Here is a 19,728-nt window from a genome sequence, read left to right on the forward strand (position 1 = left end):
CGGGCATGGCCGACCGGCAGCCCTGACGTCGGGGGGTTGCCGTCAGGACCGCCGGGGTTCGGAGAGTGACGAGCCTTTAGATGGTCAGACCGTTGGTGCGCAGCCACGGCGCGGGGTCGACCCCGGTCGCCTGGCCGCCGGGGTGGACCTCCAGGTGGAGGTGCGGCCCGGTCACGTTGCCGGTGGCGCCGACGCGGCCGATGACGTCGCCGCTGGTCACCTTCTGGCCGGCGCTGACGTTGAGGGACGACTGGTGGCAGTACCAGAGCTCGGTGCCGTCCGGCAGCTCGAGGACGGTGCGGTAGCCGTACGCGCCCGCCCAGCCGGCCTCCTTGACGGTGCCGGAGTGGATCGCCTTCAGCGGCGTACCCGTGGGAGCGGCGAAGTCGAGACCCGTGTGGTAGCCGGAGGACCACATCGAGCCGGGCTGACCGAAGGTGCCGGTGATCGTGTAGGAGGCGACCGGCAGCGTGAAGCTCTTGGCGAGCTCGGCGAGGCGCTCGGCCTCGGCCTTCTTCTTCGCGGCCTCCTCCGCCGCCTTCTTGTCGGCGGCGGCCTTGGCCTGGGCGGCGTCCTGCTCCTTGGCCGCGTCCTCGGCGGCCTTCTTCGCGGCGGCCTCCTCGGCGGCCGCGGCCTCGGCGTCGGCGGCCTGGTTCTGCTGCTGCTCGGCCTGCTGCATGATGCGGGCGCGCAGGGCCTCACCCGCGGTCGCGCCCTGCTCGGCGTCCGCGGTCGTGATGCCGGCGCCGGTCAGCGGGGTCGCGTCGCCGCCGGACGAGTCGTCATCTGCGGAGGCATCGGATATCAGCGCGCCCACGCCGGGCAGCGACTTGGCGTCGGGCAGCGAGTCCTTGACGGCGGAGAGGTCGGGCATCGAGATGTGTACGGGGGGCTTGCCGCCCTGCGCGGTGGCGATGCCGCCCGCGCCGACGGCCGCGATCACGCCGACCCCGAGAACTGTGGAGCTGCGCGCGAGACCGCCGCGCTGCTTGGCTACGCGGTGCCTGCCGCGTACGGGGCGGACGGACTCCTCGGTGGGATTCCACTCGTCCCAGGTCTGCTCGTCCGCTTCGCCGAACTCTTCGTCGATCGGCGCGTAGGAGAACTCTGGGGCAGGCCGGTTGGACGCCACTGGGGCGCGCTCCTTTCCTTCCTTCTCGCCTACCGGGTTAGCTGACGGGTTCGGAGCAGGAAGGTCTCCTACCGACGCCTTCCGCGAGGAAAGACGTCCGATTCACCCCAAGTTGGTGGTTCCCCGGCTCCCTTGCGGGATTAGGCGCGTGCGCACGGAGCCATCTCTTGTGACGGCTGGGACGACCGCGCTGCGTTATCGAACGTTAATAGACACCGGGGCCCGATTCCAAGCCGTTCCGACTGATCGTTAACGCCTTTGGCCTGGACTTATCGGGGCACGAGCGGGCGGAATCGGGCGAGTTGACCGGCCGTCGGAGCGGGCCGCCCATCTGACGGTTTGTCAAATGTTATGCGCAGCGACGTCATTCGACTACGGAAGGTGAAGACGGCGCTCACGGCTGCTTCACTGCTGCTTCACGGCCGCCTCACCGCGAGCAGCGCCATGTCGTCCGTCGTGCCGCCCCCGGTATGCCGGCGGACCTCGGCGGTGAGCGCGGCAAGCAGCGGATCGGGCCCCGAGAACATCCGCCCCGCGAGCCGGGCCGCCGGGTCGTAGAAGGTGCCCTCCGCGTCGCGCGCCTCCGAGAGGCCGTCGGTGTAGAGCAGCAGCGTCGCCCCGGACGGGAACTCCGTCTCGGACGCCCGGTCGGGCCAGCTGCCGAGGCCACCCATCCCGAGCGGCAGCGCGGGCTCCGGCGGCGACAGGACCTTGAGCGCCCCGTCGCCGCCCAGGATCAGGGGTTCCGGATGGCCGCGGTTGATGACCCGTACGAGGCCGTTGCCGTGCGGGATCTCGGCGAGCACGGCCGTGGTGAAACCCTCGAACTCGTCGAGGCCGTTGCGCCGCAGCCCCTCCCGCGCGAGCGCCCGCTCCAGGCGCTGCGCGACCGCCTCCAGGGTCGCCTCCTGTTCGGCCGCCTCCCGGAAGGCGCCGATGACGACGGCCACGGCGGACACCGCGCCCATGCCCTTCCCGCGTACGTCTCCCACGACGAGCCGCACCCCGTGCGGGGTGTCCTGCACCGCGTACAGGTCGCCCCCGATGAAGGCCCCCGCCTGGGCCGCCTCGTAGCGGGCCGCGATCTCCAGGCCGCCGATGCGCTCCGCGGGCTCGGGCAGGACGGCGCGCTGGGCCGCCTCGGCGATCTGGCGCACGGAGGTGAGCTGCTCACTGCCCCGCCGCACGACGCGGTTCATGACACAGGCGAGGACGGCGACGGTGGCGACCGTGACGAGTTCGGTGACGGCGTCGGTGTCGTAACTGCGGGTGTATCTGAGATGCACCCCGAGTACGACGGCGACGGTCGCGAGGCCGGTCAGCAAGGTGCCGCGGGGCGAGAAGAACGGGGCGGCGACCAGCGGGGCGGCGGTGAAGAGGGGCACGCCGGTGAACGTCGACGGCGTGACGTAGTCATAGATCGCCCCGACCACGATGAGCAGCACGACCAGCAGCCGCACGAAGAACCGCGCGCGGGACAGGCCCGGCTCCGCCTCTGACCTGTGTCCTCCTCGCTGCCCCACCGCTCGTCTCCCGCCACCGTCCGCGTCGGTCCCGCGCCTGCGCACGCCGTCGGGCCCCACCCCAGGGTTCCCCCGGAAAAGGCGGCGGGCGACCTGGCGGGACCGACCGGGTGAAAGGGGCCCGAGGCGGCGGATCGCGGAACGCCGGGCAACCGATTCGCGTTCTGTCGCCGCAATGGCGTAGAGTCGTGTTTACCGACGCGGGGTGGAGCAGCTCGGTAGCTCGCTGGGCTCATAACCCAGAGGTCGCAGGTTCAAATCCTGTCCCCGCTACTGAAGACCGAAGGCCCGTAACCATTGGTTCCGGGCCTTCGGTGTATCCGGTCGCGTGGAGTGGAAGGGGCTTCGGGAGCAAGTCGGCTCCCCAATGGCTCCCAGCGTTCTTGCGTCGGCTCGAACCGGCATGCTCCGCGGTCGGAGAGGGCCGGGCGATTGACGCCAGTTCGACGGTGGCAGTTCTGGCCCATCGGCCTCGAAGCCGGGCGGGCCGTAATGTCTCTACGCTGTGAAGAAGTCGCCGAGCGCGTGGCCGATCCGGCCGGGCGCGTTCTCCGTGGGGATGTGATCCGCATGGGGGATACGGATGAGCGTGGTGTTCGGGATCTCCGAGGCGAACCGCTCGGCGAACTCCACCGTCTCGTGGAGGTCGTCCTCGCCCCAGATGAGCAACTTGGGTGTGGTGGACCGCCGCAGCGCGGGGACGAGTTCAAGGGTGTAGCGGTTGTCGGCCGCACCTGCCAGGGCCATCCAGGAGCGGCGAACCCGCGCATCGGTCCACGGGTCCACGTAGTCCGCGATCAACGGTTCGGTGGCGACACCGGCCAGCACTCTTGCCACCGCCTGCCGGCGGTTGTCGAGCACGCCTTCGGCCGTGTCCGCGCCCCGGAAGCTGGCCACATGGGGTGCCGGCCAGGAGTCGTAGAGGACCGAGTTGACCAAGGCAAGGCGGGACACCTCGAAGCGGTCGTGGGCGAGGATGTGCTGGGCGATGGCGCCGCCGATGTCATGGGCCCCCACCGCGATCGGTCCGGAGAGCTGCAGCGCGGACGCGAACCGCGTCACCCAGTCCGCGAGGGCCGGGACCGTGGCCGTTTCCGGGGTGAGCTCGCCTCCTGAGCGCCCCAGTCCGAGGAGATCGACCGCGATCGGCCGTAGCCCGGCGTCGGCGAGGTGGTCCAGCACGGGGAGCCAGACCCGGCTCCAGTACGTTCCGTGCAGCAGCAGCACCGGCCGGCCGTCCTGCCGCCCGGCGGTCAGGTAGCTGGCCGTTTGGCCGTCGACCTGGACTGCGCTCCTGACCACTGTCGTTTCGGTGGTTTCACTCATGGGACCACTGTGACCGGAGTAGATCTCCCTGCCGAGAGTCCTAAAAGACACCTGGGGGTACATTCTTGCCATGAGTCTTCACCGGGTGGTGGCCCTGCTCAATCCGCCGCAGTCGCCTTTCGAGCTCGGCTGCGCTGCCGAGGTCTTCGGCACCGTCCTGCCGGATGTTCCTGCCCGCTACAGCTTCCGGATCTGTGCCGAGAACCCCGGACCGCTGCGGACCACCATCGGTTACCCGATGCTCGTCGACGCGGGCCTTTCGGCCCTGGAGGAGGCAGACACCGTGGTCGTCCCCGGCTGGCAGCCACCCAGCGCGCCGGTGCCGCCGACCGTCATCGCGGCGCTGCGGGCCGCCCACCGACGTGGCGCCAGGATCGTCGCCATCTGTACAGGGGCGTTCGTCCTCGCCCGGGCCGGACTGCTCGACGGCCGCCGCGCCAGCACCCACTGGCGCCACGCGGACCGGCTCGCCGCCACCTTCCCCCAGATCGAGGTGGACCCTGACGTGCTCTACGTGGACCACGGCGACGTGGCCACCAGCGCCGGAACCGGCGCGGGCATCGACCTCTGCCTTCACCTGGTGCGCTGCGACCACGGCGCCGCCTACGCCGCGCAGATCGCCCGGAACATGGTCCTGCCTCCACACCGGGAGGGCAGCCAACTCCAGTACGCCGCACAGCCTGCCCCGGCGAGGGCGGACGAGTCACTGGCGCCGCTGCTTGAGTGGGCCACGTCCCACCTCGACTCTCCGCTGACCCTGGACCGGCTCGCCGAACGAGCCGGGCTGTCCACCCGGACCCTCGCCCGGCGCTTCACCGAACAACTCGGCGTCAGCCCGGGGCAGTGGCTGTTGCGCCAACGCCTCGACGCGGCACGGGTGTTGCTGGAGCAGACCGACCTGCCGGTCGAAGCCGTCGCCACCCGTGTCGGACTCACCTCGGCAGTCAACCTGCGCCGCCGCTTCCAGGCGCATCTGGGCACCACACCCGGCGCTTACCGGCGCACCTTCAGCCAAACTCGGGTGGCTGCTCGACGGACGGCGCCTCAGCGCAGGGCGTCAAGCGCGGCGATGATGTCGGCCGGTTCGGCGCGCTTGGTGTAGTCGGTGTCAGCGAACGCCCAGCGGACGGTGCCGGTCTGGTCGATGACGTATGTCGCGGGGAGCGGGAGGGTGCGCGGGTGGCCGCCGTTGACGCGGTGGAGGTCGAAGCCGAGCTTGTCGTAGACGGCGGCGAGGTCGTCCGGCAGGTCGAAGGCGAGGCCGTACGCCTTGGCGGTTTCGGATCCGACGTCGCTGAAGACGGTGAAGTCCAGGGCGTGCTTCTCGGTCAGGGACAGTGACTCGTCGGGGATCTGCGGGGATACGGCGACGAGTCGGGCGCCCCGATCGATGATGGCGGTGTGCTGCTGCTGGAGGGAGCGCAGCGCGATGTTGCAGTACGGGCACCAGGCGCCACGGTAGAAGGTGAGCACGACCGGGCCTTGGGCGAGGAGCCGGTCAAGGGTGATGGTCTCGCCGGTCGCGCAGGGCAGCGTGAAACGCGGGGCCTGCGCGCCGGCGGCGAGCGCGCGGTCGGCCTGGCCGGACGAGGCGAGTTCGGAACCGGCCCGCTGCATGCGACGACCCGGAGGTGCGGGCCGTCCTCGACCGGCACCACCAGGGGCTGTGCGACGCGCTGCGCTCCGCGCTCGAAACGGCAAGAAAGGACGGGCAGTTGGCAGCTTCCGCCGATCCGGCCTCGGCGGCTGAGCTGCTCGCGCTGCTCGCGTACGGGGTGAACGTGCGGTCGCGGGCGGGCGGCGACGCACGTTCCCTGAGCCGCACCGTCGATGTGGCTCTCGACTCGCTCCGGGCCCCGGACTGAGAGCGCTTCTTTATGGCCGCGCAGGTCAGACACCCCATGTCTTTCGGTGTCAAGCGGCGAGGGTGTGGACGTTCCGCCGCCAGGCCAGCGACACGTAGACCAGCGTGACGATTACCTTGCGACGCTGGTAGATCGCGAGAGTGGACCGCAGCGACGTGATCGTCTTGCGGGTGCGGTCGGAGGTCATGCCCGCCATGAGCAGCAGGGCTTGTGACCAAGCGGCGACGGCGTCGTCGGCGCGGGCCTGGGCGGCGAGGCTGTCGCCGAGGTCGGCGTAGGTCAGGGCGTGGACGCGCTTGTACTTCACGGGGCCCCAGCGGACCAGGGCATCGCGGTGCTGCTGTTGGGTGCCGACGTGATCGGCGAGGTCGGTCAGGGTGCGGGCGGTGTGGCTGGCCACGGTGCCGGCGGCCGGGCCGCTGACGCGGGAGTAGCCGGGCTGGGGGCCGTCGTCGCGCAGGAGGGCGTCTTCGGCGGCTAGCAGGACGCGTGCGGCTGCCGGTTTCTCGTCGGTGGCGGCGTATGCGCGGGCGTGAGCGATGTGGAGCAGTGCCTCGGTCTGGCCGTCGATGTGTCCGACCGATGGCGTCGATGACCTCGCGCAGGCGGGTGTTGGGGGCTCTCTGCGCTGCCACGATCGCTTCCAGTCCGCTCACGCATCGCTCACGCAAGCCCCCGAAAACGAAGCGGCGCCCGAGCCAGCCGAAGCCGACCCGGACGCCGCCTAGCAGGTCAGAGGGGGTTTCCCTCGCCTACTTCTCGTAGACCCTGTGGGACTCGAACCCACAACCAATGGATTAAAAGTCCACTGCTCTGCCAATTGAGCTAAGGGTCCACACGCCGGCCCGCGCCGACGCATCCCCGAGCATAGCCCGCCGGGGCCGGGAGGCCGATCGGGTATCGGCCTCCACGGCCTGTCGGATGTCACACGGGCGGCCGGAAGGCACGTCCACCGCTCACGGATCGACCGGTTCCGGCGCTCCCACGCGCCCCGCCTCACGCGCGACGGTCCGCGCGTGCTCCGGGTTGAGGAACCAGTGCCGGGCCGACACCAGCCACCACACGCCCGCGAACCCGAGGACCACAAGGACCGCGATCGGGGCGTAGTTGAACGTCTCCCATGTGACCGGCGAGACCTGCGGCAGCATGAAGAGGACCGTGATGACGGCGACCCACACCACCGCCACGATCCCGATCGGCCGCGACCAGCTGCCCAGGTGCCAGGGCCCGCGCTGGAAGTCGTCGCCCTTGCGCAGCCGCAGCAGGGTCGGGACGACGTACGCGATGTAGAGCCCGATGACGGCGATCGAGGTCACGGCCGCGTACGCCGTGACGTTGATGAGGTACGGCAGTCCGAGCACGAGCGCGCCGAGCGCCGCCAGCCACACGGCGGCGACGGGGGTACGGGTGCGCGGGCTGACGGTGTGCCAGATATGCGAGTACGGCAGCGCGCCGTCACGCGAAAAGGCGTAGATCATGCGGCTGTTGGCGGTGACGGAGGCCATGCCGCAGAAGAGCTGCGCGCCGATGACGACGAGCAGCAGCAGCTTCCCGGCGGTCGCCCCGAGCGCGTCGAGCAGGATCTGCGCGGGCGGCGCGCCCGTGGCCGAGCCGAGGGCGCCCTGGTACGACTGGATGGCGAAGGTGAAGCCGAGGAGCAGCACGAACCCGGCGATCCAGGACGTCCAGATGGACCGCACGATGCCCTTCGGCCCCGCGGTGGACGCGTCGTGGGTCTCCTCGGTCATGTGCGCGGAGGCGTCGTAGCCGGTGAAGGTGTACTGGGCCATCAGCAGTCCGATCAGGACGACGTAGAACCCGCTGCCCCAGCCGGTGTTGTTGACGAACTTCGTGAAGACGAAGGACGCGGACTGGTGGCTGTCCGGCGCGAAGGCGAGGGCGCCGACGATGACGGCGACGCCGACGACGTGCCACCAGACGCTGACGCTGTTGAGCAGCCCGACGATGCGCACACCGAAGGTGTTGAGGAGTCCGTGCAGCACGAGGATCGCCGCGAACAGCAGGATCGTCCGCCCCGGCGTCACCTCGAAGCCGAACTGGAGGTTCAGATACGCGCCGAGGAAGGACGCGGCGCCGAAGTCGATTCCGGCGGTCACCGCGACCTGGCCGAGGACGTTGAACCAGCCCGTGAACCACGCCCAGGCGGCGGCCGTCCGCGCGGGTGCGAGCCGGTGCGCCCAGAAGTAGAGGCCGGCGGAGGTCGGGTACGCGGAACAGATCTCCGCCATCGCGAGCCCGACGAACAGCGTCATGAGGCCGACCCCGACCCACCCCCAGGTGATCAGGGCGGGGCCGCCGGTGTTCATCCCGAACAGATACATCGTCAGGCACCCGGAGAGCACCGAGATGATCGTGAAGGAGACGGCGTAGTTGGAGAACGCCGACATCCTCCGGGCGAGGACCTGCGTGTAGCCGAGCTGGGCGAGACGTTCCTCGTCGGTCGATGGCGGCGGTTGCTGCGCCGCTGGATCACTTGTCATGCCCCCAGCGATTCCCGTACCGGGGGCAGGGCATGCGCGGGCGTTGGCCAAAAAATGCCTGCGGGTGAACGGCGGTACAGGAGCGCGAAAAGAAAGAAGGGCCCGGGAGACGTGATCGTCTTCCGGGCCCTTCTCAGGTCAGGCAGCAGTCAGGCCGTCAGGCCCTTCAGCCGTTTCAGCCGTTGCGCTTCCAGCGCGGCTTCTCGTCGCGGCGGAAGGAGGAACCGCCGGTCGAGCCGGAGCCCGCACCGCGGTGGTCGTCACGGCGGCCCTGCGGACGGTCGTGGCCACCGGAGCGGAAGCCGCCGCCGGCGGGACGGTCGTCACGACGGTCGCGGTTGAACGGACGGTCGCTGCCGCGGTGGCCGCCGGAGGGGCGGTCGTCACGGCGGAAGCCGCCACCCGAGGGGCGCTCGTCACGACGGTCGCGGTTGAAGCCGCCACCGGAGGGACGGTCGTCGCGACGGTCACGGTTGAAGCCGCCGGACGGACGGTCGTTGTCGCGGCGGAAGCCGCCGCCCGAGGGGCGCTCGTCACGACGGTCACGGTTGAAACCGCCACCCGACGGACGGTCGTCACGACGGAAGCCGCCACCCGAGGGACGCTCGTCACGACGGTCACGGTTGAAACCGCCACCCGACGGACGGTCGTCACGACGGAAGCCGCCACCCGAGGGACGCTCGTCACGACGGTCACGGTTGAAACCGCCACCCGACGGACGGTCGTCACGACGGAAGCCACCACGGTCGTTGTCACGGCGGTCACGGTTGAAGCCACCCGACGGACGGTCGTCGCGACGGTCGCGCTTCTCGTAGTTGCCCCGCTCGTCACGGCGCTGCGGGCGCTGCTCGTACGAGGACGAACGCTCCTGGCGCTCGGCCGGCGCGGCAGCCTGCTCCGGGACGGTCGCCTCGGCGGCCTTCTCGGCAGCGGCGGCGACGGCGGCGGCGACACCCTCGGCGTCCTCGCCGCGCTCACGGGCGGCACGCGCGGTGAGGCGGTCGGCCTCCTCGCGCAGCTCGCCGGCGCGACGCGTGGCCCGCTCCAGCTCCTTGGTGAGGGAGGTGACCTCACGCTCGGCCTGCTGCGCGGCGTTGCCCGCGGACTCGGCCTGGACCTCGGTCATGGACCGGGCACCGGTGATCTCGGCGACCTCCGGGTCGAAGGCCGCACCGCCCTGGATGATGTGGCGCGAGGCGTCGACGCCCGCGTCCTCCATGAGACGGAAGATCTGGCGGCGCTGGTGCGGCAGCGACAGGGAGACGACGACACCGGACTTGCCGGCACGCGCGGTACGGCCCGAGCGGTGCAGGTAGTCCTTGTGGTCACCGGCCGGGTCCACGTTCAGGACCAGGTCGATGCCGTCGACGTGGATACCGCGGGCGGCGACGTCGGTGGCGACGAGCGTGTTGACGTAGCCGTCCTTGAAGTCGGCGAGGACGCGGGTACGGGAACCCTGCGTCATGCCGCCGTGCAGCGCGTCGGCCTTCACGCCGGCGTCCTGGAGCTGCTCGGCGATGCGGTCGGCGCCCAGCTGGGTGCGGACGAAGATGATCGTGCGGCCCTTGCGGGAGGCGATCGCGGCGGTGACCGGCGCCTTGTCCTTGGGCTTCACGATCAGGATGTGGTGGGTCATGGTCGTGACGGCGCCCTGGGCGGCGTCGACCTCGTGCGTGACCGGGTTGGTCAGGTAGCGCTTGACCAGCGTGGAGATCTCGTTCTCCATCGTGGCCGAGAACAGCATGCGCTGGCCGTCGGACGGGACCTGGTCGAGCAGCTCGGTGACCTCGGGCAGGAAGCCCAGGTCGGACATCTGGTCGGCCTCGTCGAGAACGGCGATCTCGACGTTCGCGAGCGAGCAGGCGCCGCGGTTGATGATGTCGCGCAGACGGCCCGGGGTGGCGACGAGGACGTCGACGCCGCGCTCGAGGGCGTAGATCTGGTTGCCCATGGACGTACCGCCGCAGACGACCTTCATCTTCAGGCCGAGGACGTCGCCGTAGGGCTGGAGGGCGTCGGCGACCTGCATCGCCAGCTCGCGGGTCGGGGTCAGGATGACCGCGCGGGGCTTCTTCTTCTCGGTGTGACCGCCGGCGAGACGCGCCAGGGTCGGCAGGCCGAAGGAGAGGGTCTTGCCGGAGCCGGTGCGGCCACGGCCGAGGATGTCCTTGCCGGCCAGGGCGTCCGGGATGGTCGCGGCCTGGATCGGGAACGGCGCGGTCACGCCGTTCTGCGCGAGCTTGCGGACGATGCCCTCGGGCAGACCGAGGTCGCCGAAGGTCAGGGTGGGCTCGGCGGGGGTGTCGGTGTCGGCCTCGACCTCGGCGGAGGCGCTGTCAGCGGCCTCTCCGACGGCGACGGCCGTCACGTCCTCGTCGACGGCGAGAACCTGCACGGCCTCGTCGTTCTCGGGCATGACGGTGTGGTCAGAACTGGAAATGGACATGCGAAATGCGAAACCTTCCGGAGTCTCGGCACGCGCCCGTCAACTCCGTGAATTTCGCAATCGACCGCCTCAATGCGGTCCAGCCACGGCTGGGGAGAGAACGCGCCACGCGGCGCTCTCTTAACGGCGCCGGGCAAATGGGATCAAACGATCTACCACCATAGTCACCCACCACCCTCCAGCGCAAACCGATCCCCTGAGACCCCGCTCACACCCTCCCCCGAGGTCAGGCCTACGCAGGCGTGCCCGCCCGCGGCGCCGGCTCCCGGTCGGCCTGCACCCGGGCCGACGCCTGCTCGTGCGCCGACGACGAGGGCTCCGCGGTGGTCGGGTCCGGCGTCGCCGTGGGGGTGTCCGGGGCCGGCGTGGGCGTGTCCGGCGCGGTGCGCGTCGGGGTCGGCCGGGGCGGTGGCGTGGTGCGCCCGCTCGCCGAGGGCTTCGCCGGACCCGCCTCGCCCTTCGAGGGGCTCGCGGAGGGGGAGGCGGCATCCGAGGCCGCGTCGGACGCGGTGCCGCTCGGTGACGGCGAGCCCTTCGCGCCTTCCCGGCCCCCGGCCTGCTCCTCGCCGCCCCCGGGGACCACCGCCCCGCCGTCCGGCGCCGCCCGCCCGCCGTGCCGCCCCGCCGAGTGCGACGGGGCCGGCCCGCCCCCCTCGTGGGAGACGCTCATGCAGCCGGTGGTCGCCGCCGTGACGGCCACCACCGCCGCGGCCAGTCGGACCAGACGACGGGGTACGGACAGCTGGCGCACGGGCGAGCACCTCCGGGGCGCTGAAATGCTGGAGCTGAAGCGATACGGGAACCGCCGGAAAGACCGGCGTCACCGTTCCCAACTCCCGCCCCCCGCAAGAGGACACGCCCGCTCACGGCCCGGCCGTCACCCGTAGCCGAGGGCGTGCAGCCGCGCGTCATCGATCCCGAAGTGGTGGGCGATCTCGTGGACCACGGTGATCTCCGTTTCCACGACGGCGTCTTCGCGGGACTCGCACATCCGCAGCGTGGGTCCCCGGTAGATGATGATGCGGTCGGGCAGCACGCCCGCGTACCACTCACCCCGGTCGGTCAGCGGCGTCCCTTCGTAGAGGCCGAGCAGCTCAGGCTCCCCGGCGGTGGGCTCGTCCTCGACGAACACCGCCACGTTGTCCATGAGCCGCGTCAGCTCCGGCGGAATCCGGTCCAGGGCTTCGGCGACCAGTTCCTCGAACTCCTCGCGCGTCATCTCCAGCACACCGCCATTGTCGGCCACTCGCCCCCGGATCGACCTGTCCGTCCGGGCATACGGGACCATCCGCGTGGGCATACGGGACCAATGGCCCGCGTCCCCGCTGTCGCCGCCCTGTCCGCCCTGCGGAACATCCCCTCCGCGGTAGGCCGCCACCATCGCGCCCGCCGCCCCCGCCCCACCGGCGATCTCACCCTCCAGCCCCGCCCGTACCTCCGCGCCCTGGGCCTCGCGGCCGTCGTCCTCATGGGCGCATGGCTCGGCCTGCTCGTCGTGGGGAACGTCCGCGTCCCGGTGGGCCCGATGGACACCCGGATGACACTGCGCCCGTCCCTGACCGGCGGCACGAAGATCAACGTCTCGCCGCTCGGCTCCCTGGAACTCAAGTCGCACACGGCCCCCATCCGCCTCGACGTGGACGTCGACCGCCTCGACCCGGTCCGCTCCCAGGCCCTGGTCGACCACCCCGAGCGCCTCTCGGGCCTCCAGGACGAGGTCACCCGCGACGTCGAGCACGGCACCCTCGACCTGGCCCTGCGCTCCTGCGTCGCCGTCGTCTCCGGCGCCACCGCGCTCGGCCTCGCCGTCTACCGCCGCCCCCGCCGCGCGCTCGGCGCAGGCGGCCTCGCGCTCGCCCTCCTGGCGGCCTCGGGAGGGGCGGCGTACGCGACCTGGAACCCCAAGTCGGTCCTGGAGCCGAAGTTCTCGGGCCTGCTCTCCTCGGCCCCCTCGGTCGTCGGCAACGCCCGCTCGATCGTCACCGAATTCGACGTCTACCAAAAGGAGTTGGCGCGCCTGGTGACCAATGTGACCAAGCTCTACGACGTGACGTCGACGCTCCCCGCGTACCGGCCGGACCCGACCACGATCCGCGTCCTGCACGTCTCGGACATCCATCTGAACCCGGCCAGCTGGAAGATCATCTCCTCGCTCGTCGAGCAGTACGACATCTCGGTGATCGTCGACTCCGGCGACACGATGGACCACGGCTCGGCGGCCGAGAACCCGTTCCTCGACCCGGTCAAGGACCTCGGCGCCCCGTACATCTGGGTCCGCGGCAACCACGACTCGGCGACCACCCAGCGCTACCTCTCACACATCAGGAACGTCCGCGTCCTCGACAACGGCAAGGCGGTCACCGTCGCCGGGCTGCGCTTCGCCGGCACCGGGGACCCCCAGTACACGCCGGACCGCGCGGTCAAGGCGCAGGGCGACCCGGCCGAGCGCATGGCGGGCATCCGGCTCGCCTCCGCGCTGCGCGACCAGCGGGAGGCGGGCACGCCGGTGGACATCGCGATCGCCCACAACCCGGTGGCCGCCCGCGAGACGGACGGCACGGTCCCGCTGGTCCTCGCGGGCCACATCCACCACGAAGCGACCGAGGTGATGAAGCTGGGCACGCGGCTGCGTATCGAGGGCTCGACCGGCGGCAGCGGCCTGCGCGCCGTCGACGACAGCTCCCCCGACCCGGTGCAGGCGTCGGTCCTCTACCTGGACCGCGACACGCGCCGTCTGCAGGCCTGGGACGAGATCGAACTGGGCGGTCTGGGGCTGACAACCGCGCAGGTCAGCCGCCATCTGCCGAAGGAGAACCAGCCGGGCGCGACCCCCTCGCCGACGCCGCCCACGGGCTCGCCCGCACCCTCTCCCTAAACCGTTTTGGCGATCCCTCCCTGCATCCCATATGCTTCACACGTCCCCGACGCGCTGCGAAGCGCCCAGGCGGGCCAATTAGCCCTCATCGTCTAGTGGCCCAGGACGCCGCCCTTTCAAGGCGGTAGCACGGGTTCGAATCCCGTTGGGGGCACGCACAATCCTGTGCGAGACTTGTTCTCGCACAACAGCTTGGTCCTGTGGAGCAGTTTGGAGTGCTCGCCACCCTGTCAAGGTGGAGGCCGCGGGTTCAAATCCCGTCAGGACCGCTGCGATTCGTTCGCGAACCGCGTGGCTGGGTAGCTCAGTTGGTACGAGCGATCGCCTGAAAAGCGATAGGTCGCCGGTTCGATCCCGGCCCCAGCCACAAGATTCAGGCCCCGTCCCCGGACGGGGCCTGTTGCGTTTCCCCCGCCAGACCCTCCGGCCCAGCTCCCGAAGGCCGTGCCCGCGGCGAAGCCGCCATCGGACACAGCACATCCCGAGAGCCTCATCCCGAAAGCCCCATCCGAGATGGGGCTTTCGTCGTTTCCGGGCGCAGCCACCCGCAGCGTCGCCGGCGGGTCACGCCCCCGGCGCCCCCGCATCGGCCGGTTCCGTCGTTCGGCCGCCCGGGTGGCGGTGGCGACAGACCCAGAAGATCGTGCTCGACAGCAGGGCCCATGCCGTGAGGACCAGGAACGGGAACGCGTGCTGGTGTCCGCCGAAGTACACGGCCGTGTGCTGCGCGTTCACCGAGGCACCCGGCGGCAGCCACTGGCCGATGCGGCCGAGCGTCGACGGCAGCAGCGGCCACGACACCGCGCCGCCCGACGACGGGTTGCCGAGGAGCACCATCAGCCCCCAGGTCGGGATCATCGCCCAGCGGCCGAACAGCGTGTTGAACATCGTGAAGACCATCCCCGACGTGAACATCGTCAGCGCGAGGATCGCCCAGGACTCGGCGAACGGCAGATCGAGCGCGCCCAGCCACCAGTCCACGACCGCGGCGATCACGAAGGCCCCGAGCATCGCGTACACCACCGTGTACGCGATGCGCTCCAGCGGGTTCAGGGCGCGGGCGTGCACGCTCAGCTGGATGGCGCCGACGAAGCCGATGATGACCGCGGCCAGCGAGACGTAGAAGATCGCGAGGCCGCGCGGGTCGCCCCTCTGGAGCGGTTTGACGTCGGTCACGGTGACCGGGACCCCGAGTGCGGCGCCGACGTGCGGGGCGGTCTCGGCGAGGACCTGCGCCACCGAGGCGCCGGAGGCTCCCGAGACCTGGAGCGCGACGCGGTCCCCCTGCCGCACGTCGAGGATCGCGAAGACTTTCTGCTGGTTCACGCCCTCGACGGCCGCCGCGATGTTGTCGTACGGGTGCATTTCGAGGGACGTGTTCAGCGCCTTCTCCATGCCGGCCATGAACGCCGCCCCGTCGTGCTTCGCGTTCGCCGCGCCCACCACGGCCGTGGGAATCCGGTGCGGCGTCGGGTTCGCCATCGTGTACGTGTACGAGCCCGCGAAGAGCCCCGCGGCGGCCGCCAGGATGAACACGAGGACGGTCGCCGGCAGGAACGGCGACTTCTTGAAGTCCTCCCAGCGCTCCCCGCGCGTCGGCACGCGCCCGTGCGCGCCGTGGTCGTGCGCGCCGTGGTCGTGCGCGCCTTGGTCGTGCGCGCCTTGGTCGTGCGCGCCGTGATCGTCGTCGCTCGGCTCAGACATATGGACACGTTAAAACACCCATATCGGACCTTCAGTGCCAACTGCCCCCGTCTCCGCCGATACCGGCCCACGTCAAAACCATTCGCCACCCGTTTCCCGGAGGTGAGATCCTGGAGGACGTATGTCTACGCAGCCTGCCCCCGTCCTCGGCACCCTCGCCCAGCGCCTGTCCGAGCTGTCCCTGCGCGATGCGCACCGGCTCGGCCGCAGGCTCGAAGGCGCGCGCCGCATCCGCAAGCCCGAAGCCCGGTCCGCCGTACTCGCCGAGATCGAGGCGGAGGCCGAGAAGGCCGAGGCCCGGACGGCGCAGCGCCGCGGCCGGTACGAGGCGCTCGAGATCACGTATCCCGAACAGCTCCCTGTCAGCCAGAAGAAGGACGAGATCGCCGACGCGATCCGCGACCACCAGGTCGTGATCGTCGCGGGCGAGACCGGCTCCGGCAAGACGACCCAGATCCCCAAGATCTGTCTCGAGCTCGGCCGCGGCGTGCGCGGCATGATCGGGCACACCCAGCCCCGTCGGCTCGCGGCCCGGACGGTCGCCGAGCGGATCGCGGACGAGATGGACACCCCGCTGGGCGAGGCCGTCGGCTGGAAGGTCCGCTTCACGGACCAGGTCAGCCCGGACGCCACGTTCGTGAAGCTGATGACGGACGGCATCCTGCTCGCCGAGATCCAGACGGACCGCGAGCTGCGCGCGTACGACACGATCATCATCGACGAGGCCCACGAGCGGTCCCTGAACATCGACTTCCTGCTCGGTTATCTGGCGCAGCTGCTGCCCAGGCGCCCGGACCTGAAGGTCGTCATCACGTCGGCGACGATCGACCCCGAGCGCTTCTCCCGCCACTTCGGTGACGCCCCGATCGTCGAGGTCAGCGGCCGTACGTATCCGGTCGAGGTGCGCTACAGACCCCTGCTCGAAGAGGATTCGGACGACGCCGACCGCGATCAGATCACCGCGATCACGGACGCCGTCGAGGAGCTCCAGGGCGAGGGCAAGGGCGACATCCTCGTATTCCTGTCCGGGGAGCGCGAGATCCGCGACACGGCGGACGCGCTGGAGAAGAAGAAGCTCCGGTTCACCGAGGTCCTGCCGCTCTACGCGCGCCTGTCGCACGCGGAGCAGCACCGCGTCTTCCAGCGCCCCTCGGGCTCGCTGCGACGCATCGTCCTCGCGACGAACGTCGCGGAGACCTCGCTGACCGTCCCCGGCATCAAGTACGTGATCGACCCGGGCACCGCCCGCATCTCGCGGTATTCGCACCGCACGAAGGTGCAGCGCCTGCCCATCGAGGCGATCAGCCAGGCCAGCGCCAACCAGCGCAAGGGCCGCTGCGGCCGTACGTCGGACGGCATCTGCATCCGCCTGTACTCGGAGGACGACTTCGCCGCCCGCCCCGAGTTCACGGACGCGGAGATCCTCCGTACGAATCTCGCCTCCGTCATCCTCCAGATGACCGCGGCCGGGCTCGGCGACATCGAGAAGTTCCCCTTCATCGACCCGCCGGACCACCGCAACATCCGCGACGGCGTGCAGCTCCTCCAGGAGCTGGGCGCGCTGAACCCGGCGGAGAAGGACGTCCGTAAGCGCCTCACCGAGCAGGGCCGCAAGCTCGCCCAGCTGCCGGTGGACCCGCGCCTGGCCCGGATGGTCCTGGAGGCCGACAAGAACGGCTGTGTGCGCGAGGTCATGGTGATCGCGGCCGCGCTGTCCATCCAGGACCCGCGCGAGCGCCCCAGCGAGAAGCAGGCGCAGGCGGACCAGCTGCACGCCCGCTTCAAGGACGAGACGTCCGACTTCCTGGCGTTCCTCAACCTCTGGCGCTATGTGCGCGAGCAGCAGAAGGCGCTCGGCTCGTCCGCGTTCCGCCGCATGTGCAAGTCGGAGTACCTGAACTTCCTGCGCATCCGCGAGTGGCAGGACATCTATACGCAGCTGCGCACGGTCGCGAAGCAGATGGGCCTCCATCTCGAGGAGTCTTCGGCGGGTGCTGCCGCCCCCGAGCAGCAGGTGCACATCTCCCTCCTCGCCGGTCTCCTCTCCCACATCGGGATGAAGGACGTGAAGGAGTCCACGGACAAGGACCCCAAGCAGCGCGGAGGGCGGAACGAGTACCTGGGCGCGCGCAACGCCAAGTTCGCCGTCTTCCCCGGCTCCGCCCTCTTCAAGAAGCCCCCGCGCTTCATCATGTCCGCCGAGCTCGTCGAGACGTCGCGGCTGTGGGCCCGCGTCAACGCGAAGATCGAGCCGGAGTGGGTCGAGCCCCTCGCCGAGCACCTCCTCAAGCGCACGTACAGCGAGCCGCACTGGGAGAAGGACCAGGCGGCCGTGATGGCGTACGAGAAGGTGACGCTGTACGGCGTCCCGCTCGTCGCCCAGCGCAAGGTGAACTACGGGCGCATCGACCCCGAGGTGAGCCGCGAGCTGTTCATCAGGAACGCGCTCGTCGAGGGGGACTGGCGCACGCACCACAAGTTCTTCTCGGACAACCGCAGGCTGCTCACCGAGGTCGAGGAGCTGGAGCACCGCGCCCGCCGCCGCGACATCGTCGTCGACGACGAGACGCTCTTCGACTTCTACGACCAGCGGGTCCCGGACCATGTCGTCTCGGGCGCCCACTTCGACAGCTGGTGGAAGCAGAAGAAGCGGGACGAGCCCGAACTCCTCGACTTCGAGCGCTCGATGCTCATCCGCGAGTCGGCGGAGGCCATCACCAAGGACGACTATCCGGACTCGTGGCGCCAGGGTCCGCTGAAGTTCCGGGTGACGTACCAGTTCGAGCCGGGTGCGGACGCGGACGGTGTGACCGTCCACGTACCGCTCCAGGTGCTCAACCAGGTCACGTCCGAGGGCTTCGACTGGCAGATCCCGGGCCTGCGCGAGGACGTGGTCACGGAGCTGATCCGCTCCCTGCCCAAGCCGGTCCGCCGGCACTACGTCCCGGCGCCGAACTACGCGAAGGCGTTCCTGGAGCGGGCTGTGCCCCTCCAGGAGGCCCTGCCCACCACGCTCGCCCGCGAGCTCCAGCGCGTGGTCGGCGTTCCCGTCACCCCGGACGACTTCGACCTGTCCCGCGTACCCGACCACTTGAAGATCACGTTCAGGATCGTCGACGAGCGGCGCAGGGCCCTCGGCGAGGACAAGGACCTGGAGGCGCTCAAGCTCCGCCTCAAGCCGAAGGCCCGCAAGGCGATCTCGCAGGCGGCGGCGGCCACCGCCGAGCGCTCGGGCGGCGCGTCCGTGGAGCGCTCGGGCCTCGCGGACTGGACGATCGGCGCGCTCAGCCGTGTCTTCGAGACCCGGCGCGCCGGCCAGCCCGTCAAGGCGTACCCGGCGTTGGTCGACGACGGGGACACGGTCTCCGTCCGCCTCTTCGACACGGAGGCCGAGCAGCAGCAGGCGATGTGGAAGGGCACGCGCCGGCTGATCCTGCGCAACATCCCGGTCAACCCGGGCAAGTTCGCCTCGGACAAGCTGACCAACCCCCAGAAGCTCGCCCTGTCCGCGAACCCGCACGGCACGGTCCAGGCGCTCTTCGACGACTGCGCCATGGCCTCCTGCGACAAGCTCATCGCGGACTTCGGCGGCCCGGCCTGGGACGAGGAGTCGTACCGGAAGCTCTACGACAAGGTGCGCGCCGAGATCGTCGACACGACCGTGCGGACGGTGGGCCAGGTACAGCAGGTGCTCGCCGCCTGGCAGGCCTGCGAGCGCCGCCTGAAGTCCACGAAGAGCCCGACGCTGCTCGCCAACCTCACGGACGTGCGGACCCAGTTGACGGCCCTGATCCGGCCCGGCTTCGTCACGGACACCGGCCTGCGGCGCCTGCCCGACCTGGTGCGCTACCTGGTCGCGGCCGACCGGCGCCTGACGCAGATGCCGACGAACGTCCAGCGCGACACGTCGCGCATGGAGAAGGTCCACGAGATGCAGGACGAGTACGCGTGGCTGCTCGAACAGATGCCGCAGGGGCGTCCCGTGCCGCAGGAAGTCCTGGACATCCGCTGGATGCTGGAGGAGCTGCGGGTCAGCTACTTCGCGCACGCGCTCGGCACCGCGTACCCCGTCTCGGACAAGCGGATCGTGAAGGCGATCGACGCGGCGGTGCCGTAACGGCCCCAGCACACTCGGTGAGTTCGACCGCCAGGCCTGCGCTGCTGTACAGTCTCATCTCGCAGCACAGAGCAACACCAAGTGCCGCGAGCAAGGTCCTGTGGAGCAGTTTGGAGTGCTCGCCACCCTGTCAAGGTGGAGGCCGCGGGTTCAAATCCCGTCAGGACCGCATAGAAGAGTGAGGCCCGTATCCCGCGAGGGGTGCGGGCCTCAGTCGTGTGCGCGCCCGCCCGTGAGGT

The 19,728-nt window shown here is 70.4% G+C and carries 13 protein-coding genes, 6 tRNA genes, 1 pseudogene and 1 riboswitch; of the genes and pseudogenes, 9 read left to right on the forward strand and 11 right to left on the reverse strand.

Annotated elements, in window-relative coordinates:
* Positions 1-76 precede the first annotated feature (76 nt).
* Together ACY0PA_RS20905 and ACY0PA_RS20910 are read right to left on the reverse strand one after the other, a co-directional pair.
* Positions 77-1,132: a M23 family metallopeptidase gene (locus ACY0PA_RS20905; RefSeq protein WP_473086041.1), complete on the reverse strand. Its 1,056-nt coding sequence runs from the start codon at positions 1,130-1,132 to the stop codon at positions 77-79.
* Positions 1,133-1,143: 11 nt separating this feature from the next.
* Positions 1,144-1,289, reverse strand: a riboswitch (cyclic di-AMP (ydaO/yuaA leader).
* A 259-nt stretch (positions 1,290-1,548) separates the two neighbouring features.
* Positions 1,549-2,655, reverse strand: coding sequence for a PP2C family protein-serine/threonine phosphatase (locus ACY0PA_RS20910; RefSeq protein WP_473086042.1), 1,107 nt, complete (start codon positions 2,653-2,655; stop codon positions 1,549-1,551).
* Between the two features lie 199 nt (positions 2,656-2,854).
* Between ACY0PA_RS20910 and ACY0PA_RS20915 the strand changes: the two genes are divergently transcribed.
* Positions 2,855-2,928: transfer RNA gene (locus ACY0PA_RS20915), tRNA-Met, on the forward strand.
* A gap of 225 nt (positions 2,929-3,153) precedes the next feature.
* On the opposite strand, the gene ACY0PA_RS20920 is transcribed toward ACY0PA_RS20915, so the two are convergent.
* Positions 3,154-3,981, reverse strand: a complete 828-nt coding sequence (locus ACY0PA_RS20920) for an alpha/beta fold hydrolase (RefSeq protein WP_473086043.1) — start codon at positions 3,979-3,981, stop codon at positions 3,154-3,156.
* A gap of 70 nt (positions 3,982-4,051) precedes the next feature.
* Here ACY0PA_RS20920 and ACY0PA_RS20925 point away from each other — a divergent pair, with 70 nt between their 5' ends.
* Positions 4,052-5,083 carry a GlxA family transcriptional regulator gene (locus ACY0PA_RS20925; RefSeq protein WP_473086044.1) on the forward strand — a complete coding sequence of 344 codons (1,032 nt, stop codon included), beginning with the start codon at positions 4,052-4,054 and terminating at the stop codon, positions 5,081-5,083.
* On the opposite strand, the gene ACY0PA_RS20930 is transcribed toward ACY0PA_RS20925, so the two are convergent.
* Positions 5,026-5,682, reverse strand: a complete 657-nt coding sequence (locus ACY0PA_RS20930) for a peroxiredoxin-like family protein (protein WP_473086045.1) — start codon at positions 5,680-5,682, stop codon at positions 5,026-5,028. The two genes, ACY0PA_RS20925 and ACY0PA_RS20930, sit on opposite strands and share 58 nt — an antisense overlap.
* On the opposite strand from ACY0PA_RS20930, the gene ACY0PA_RS20935 reads away from it, so the two are divergent.
* Positions 5,613-5,846 carry a TetR family transcriptional regulator C-terminal domain-containing protein gene (locus ACY0PA_RS20935; RefSeq protein ID WP_473086046.1) on the forward strand — a complete coding sequence of 78 codons (234 nt, stop codon included), beginning with the start codon at positions 5,613-5,615 and terminating at the stop codon, positions 5,844-5,846. The two genes, ACY0PA_RS20930 and ACY0PA_RS20935, sit on opposite strands and share 70 nt — an antisense overlap.
* A 49-nt stretch (positions 5,847-5,895) precedes the next feature.
* Here ACY0PA_RS20935 and ACY0PA_RS20940 read toward each other — a convergent pair.
* The 6 genes and pseudogenes from ACY0PA_RS20940 to ACY0PA_RS20965 form a co-directional block, all read right to left on the reverse strand.
* Positions 5,896-6,426 (reverse strand): annotated as a pseudogene (locus tag ACY0PA_RS20940) (hypothetical protein); the annotation flags it as partial.
* A 182-nt stretch (positions 6,427-6,608) separates the two neighbouring features.
* Positions 6,609-6,681: transfer RNA gene (locus tag ACY0PA_RS20945), tRNA-Lys, on the reverse strand.
* A gap of 121 nt (positions 6,682-6,802) precedes the next feature.
* Positions 6,803-8,347 carry an amino acid permease gene (locus tag ACY0PA_RS20950; protein ID WP_473086047.1) on the reverse strand — a complete coding sequence of 515 codons (1,545 nt, stop codon included), beginning with the start codon at positions 8,345-8,347 and terminating at the stop codon, positions 6,803-6,805.
* Positions 8,348-8,522: 175 nt separating this feature from the next.
* A complete protein-coding gene (locus tag ACY0PA_RS20955; protein ID WP_473086048.1) occupies positions 8,523-10,793 on the reverse strand; it encodes a DEAD/DEAH box helicase in 2,271 nt (756 codons plus the stop codon).
* A 232-nt stretch (positions 10,794-11,025) separates the two neighbouring features.
* Entirely contained in the window at positions 11,026-11,544 is a 519-nt protein-coding gene (locus tag ACY0PA_RS20960) for a hypothetical protein (protein WP_473086049.1), read from the reverse strand.
* Positions 11,545-11,670: 126 nt separating this feature from the next.
* Entirely contained in the window at positions 11,671-12,021 is a 351-nt protein-coding gene (locus tag ACY0PA_RS20965; protein WP_473086050.1) for a metallopeptidase family protein, read from the reverse strand.
* A gap of 81 nt (positions 12,022-12,102) precedes the next feature.
* Here ACY0PA_RS20965 and ACY0PA_RS20970 point away from each other — a divergent pair, with 81 nt between their 5' ends.
* From ACY0PA_RS20970 to ACY0PA_RS20985, 4 genes are all read left to right on the forward strand, one after another.
* The gene (locus ACY0PA_RS20970; RefSeq protein ID WP_473086051.1) at positions 12,103-13,668 is read left to right on the forward strand and encodes a metallophosphoesterase family protein; all 1,566 of its coding nucleotides are present in this window, start codon (positions 12,103-12,105) and stop codon (positions 13,666-13,668) included.
* Positions 13,669-13,749: 81 nt separating this feature from the next.
* Positions 13,750-13,822 (forward strand) — tRNA-Glu (locus ACY0PA_RS20975).
* Positions 13,823-13,862: 40 nt separating this feature from the next.
* A tRNA-Asp gene (locus ACY0PA_RS20980) sits at positions 13,863-13,937 on the forward strand.
* Between the two features lie 24 nt (positions 13,938-13,961).
* Positions 13,962-14,035: transfer RNA gene (locus ACY0PA_RS20985), tRNA-Phe, on the forward strand.
* 197 nt (positions 14,036-14,232) lie between these two features.
* Here ACY0PA_RS20985 and ACY0PA_RS20990 read toward each other — a convergent pair.
* Positions 14,233-15,372, reverse strand: coding sequence for an ABC-2 transporter permease (locus tag ACY0PA_RS20990; RefSeq protein ID WP_473086052.1), 1,140 nt, complete (start codon positions 15,370-15,372; stop codon positions 14,233-14,235).
* 121 nt (positions 15,373-15,493) lie between these two features.
* Here ACY0PA_RS20990 and hrpA point away from each other — a divergent pair, with 121 nt between their 5' ends.
* Both hrpA and ACY0PA_RS21000 read left to right on the forward strand, forming a co-directional pair.
* Positions 15,494-19,489, forward strand: coding sequence for an ATP-dependent RNA helicase HrpA (hrpA, locus tag ACY0PA_RS20995; RefSeq protein ID WP_473086053.1), 3,996 nt, complete (start codon positions 15,494-15,496; stop codon positions 19,487-19,489).
* A gap of 94 nt (positions 19,490-19,583) precedes the next feature.
* A tRNA-Asp gene (locus ACY0PA_RS21000) sits at positions 19,584-19,658 on the forward strand.
* Positions 19,659-19,728: the final 70 nt, after the last annotated feature.

It is taken from the genome of Streptomyces sp. DS1-CR2 (assembly GCF_055760475.1).

Excerpts from the sequence above, each read along its gene's own strand:
- ACY0PA_RS20920 (WP_473086043.1), bottom strand. The coding sequence starts at position 3,981 with ATGAGTGAAACCACCGAAACGACAGTGGTCAGGAGCGCAGTCCAGGTC.
- ACY0PA_RS20925 (WP_473086044.1), top strand. The coding sequence starts at position 4,052 with ATGAGTCTTCACCGGGTGGTGGCCCTGCTCAATCCGCCGCAGTCGCCT.
- ACY0PA_RS20950 (WP_473086047.1), bottom strand. The coding sequence starts at position 8,347 with ATGACAAGTGATCCAGCGGCGCAGCAACCGCCGCCATCGACCGACGAG.
- ACY0PA_RS20955 (WP_473086048.1), bottom strand. The coding sequence starts at position 10,793 with ATGTCCATTTCCAGTTCTGACCACACCGTCATGCCCGAGAACGACGAG.
- ACY0PA_RS20970 (WP_473086051.1), top strand. The coding sequence starts at position 12,103 with ATGGCCCGCGTCCCCGCTGTCGCCGCCCTGTCCGCCCTGCGGAACATC.
- ACY0PA_RS20990 (WP_473086052.1), bottom strand. The coding sequence starts at position 15,372 with ATGTCTGAGCCGAGCGACGACGATCACGGCGCGCACGACCAAGGCGCG.
- hrpA (WP_473086053.1), top strand. The coding sequence starts at position 15,494 with ATGTCTACGCAGCCTGCCCCCGTCCTCGGCACCCTCGCCCAGCGCCTG.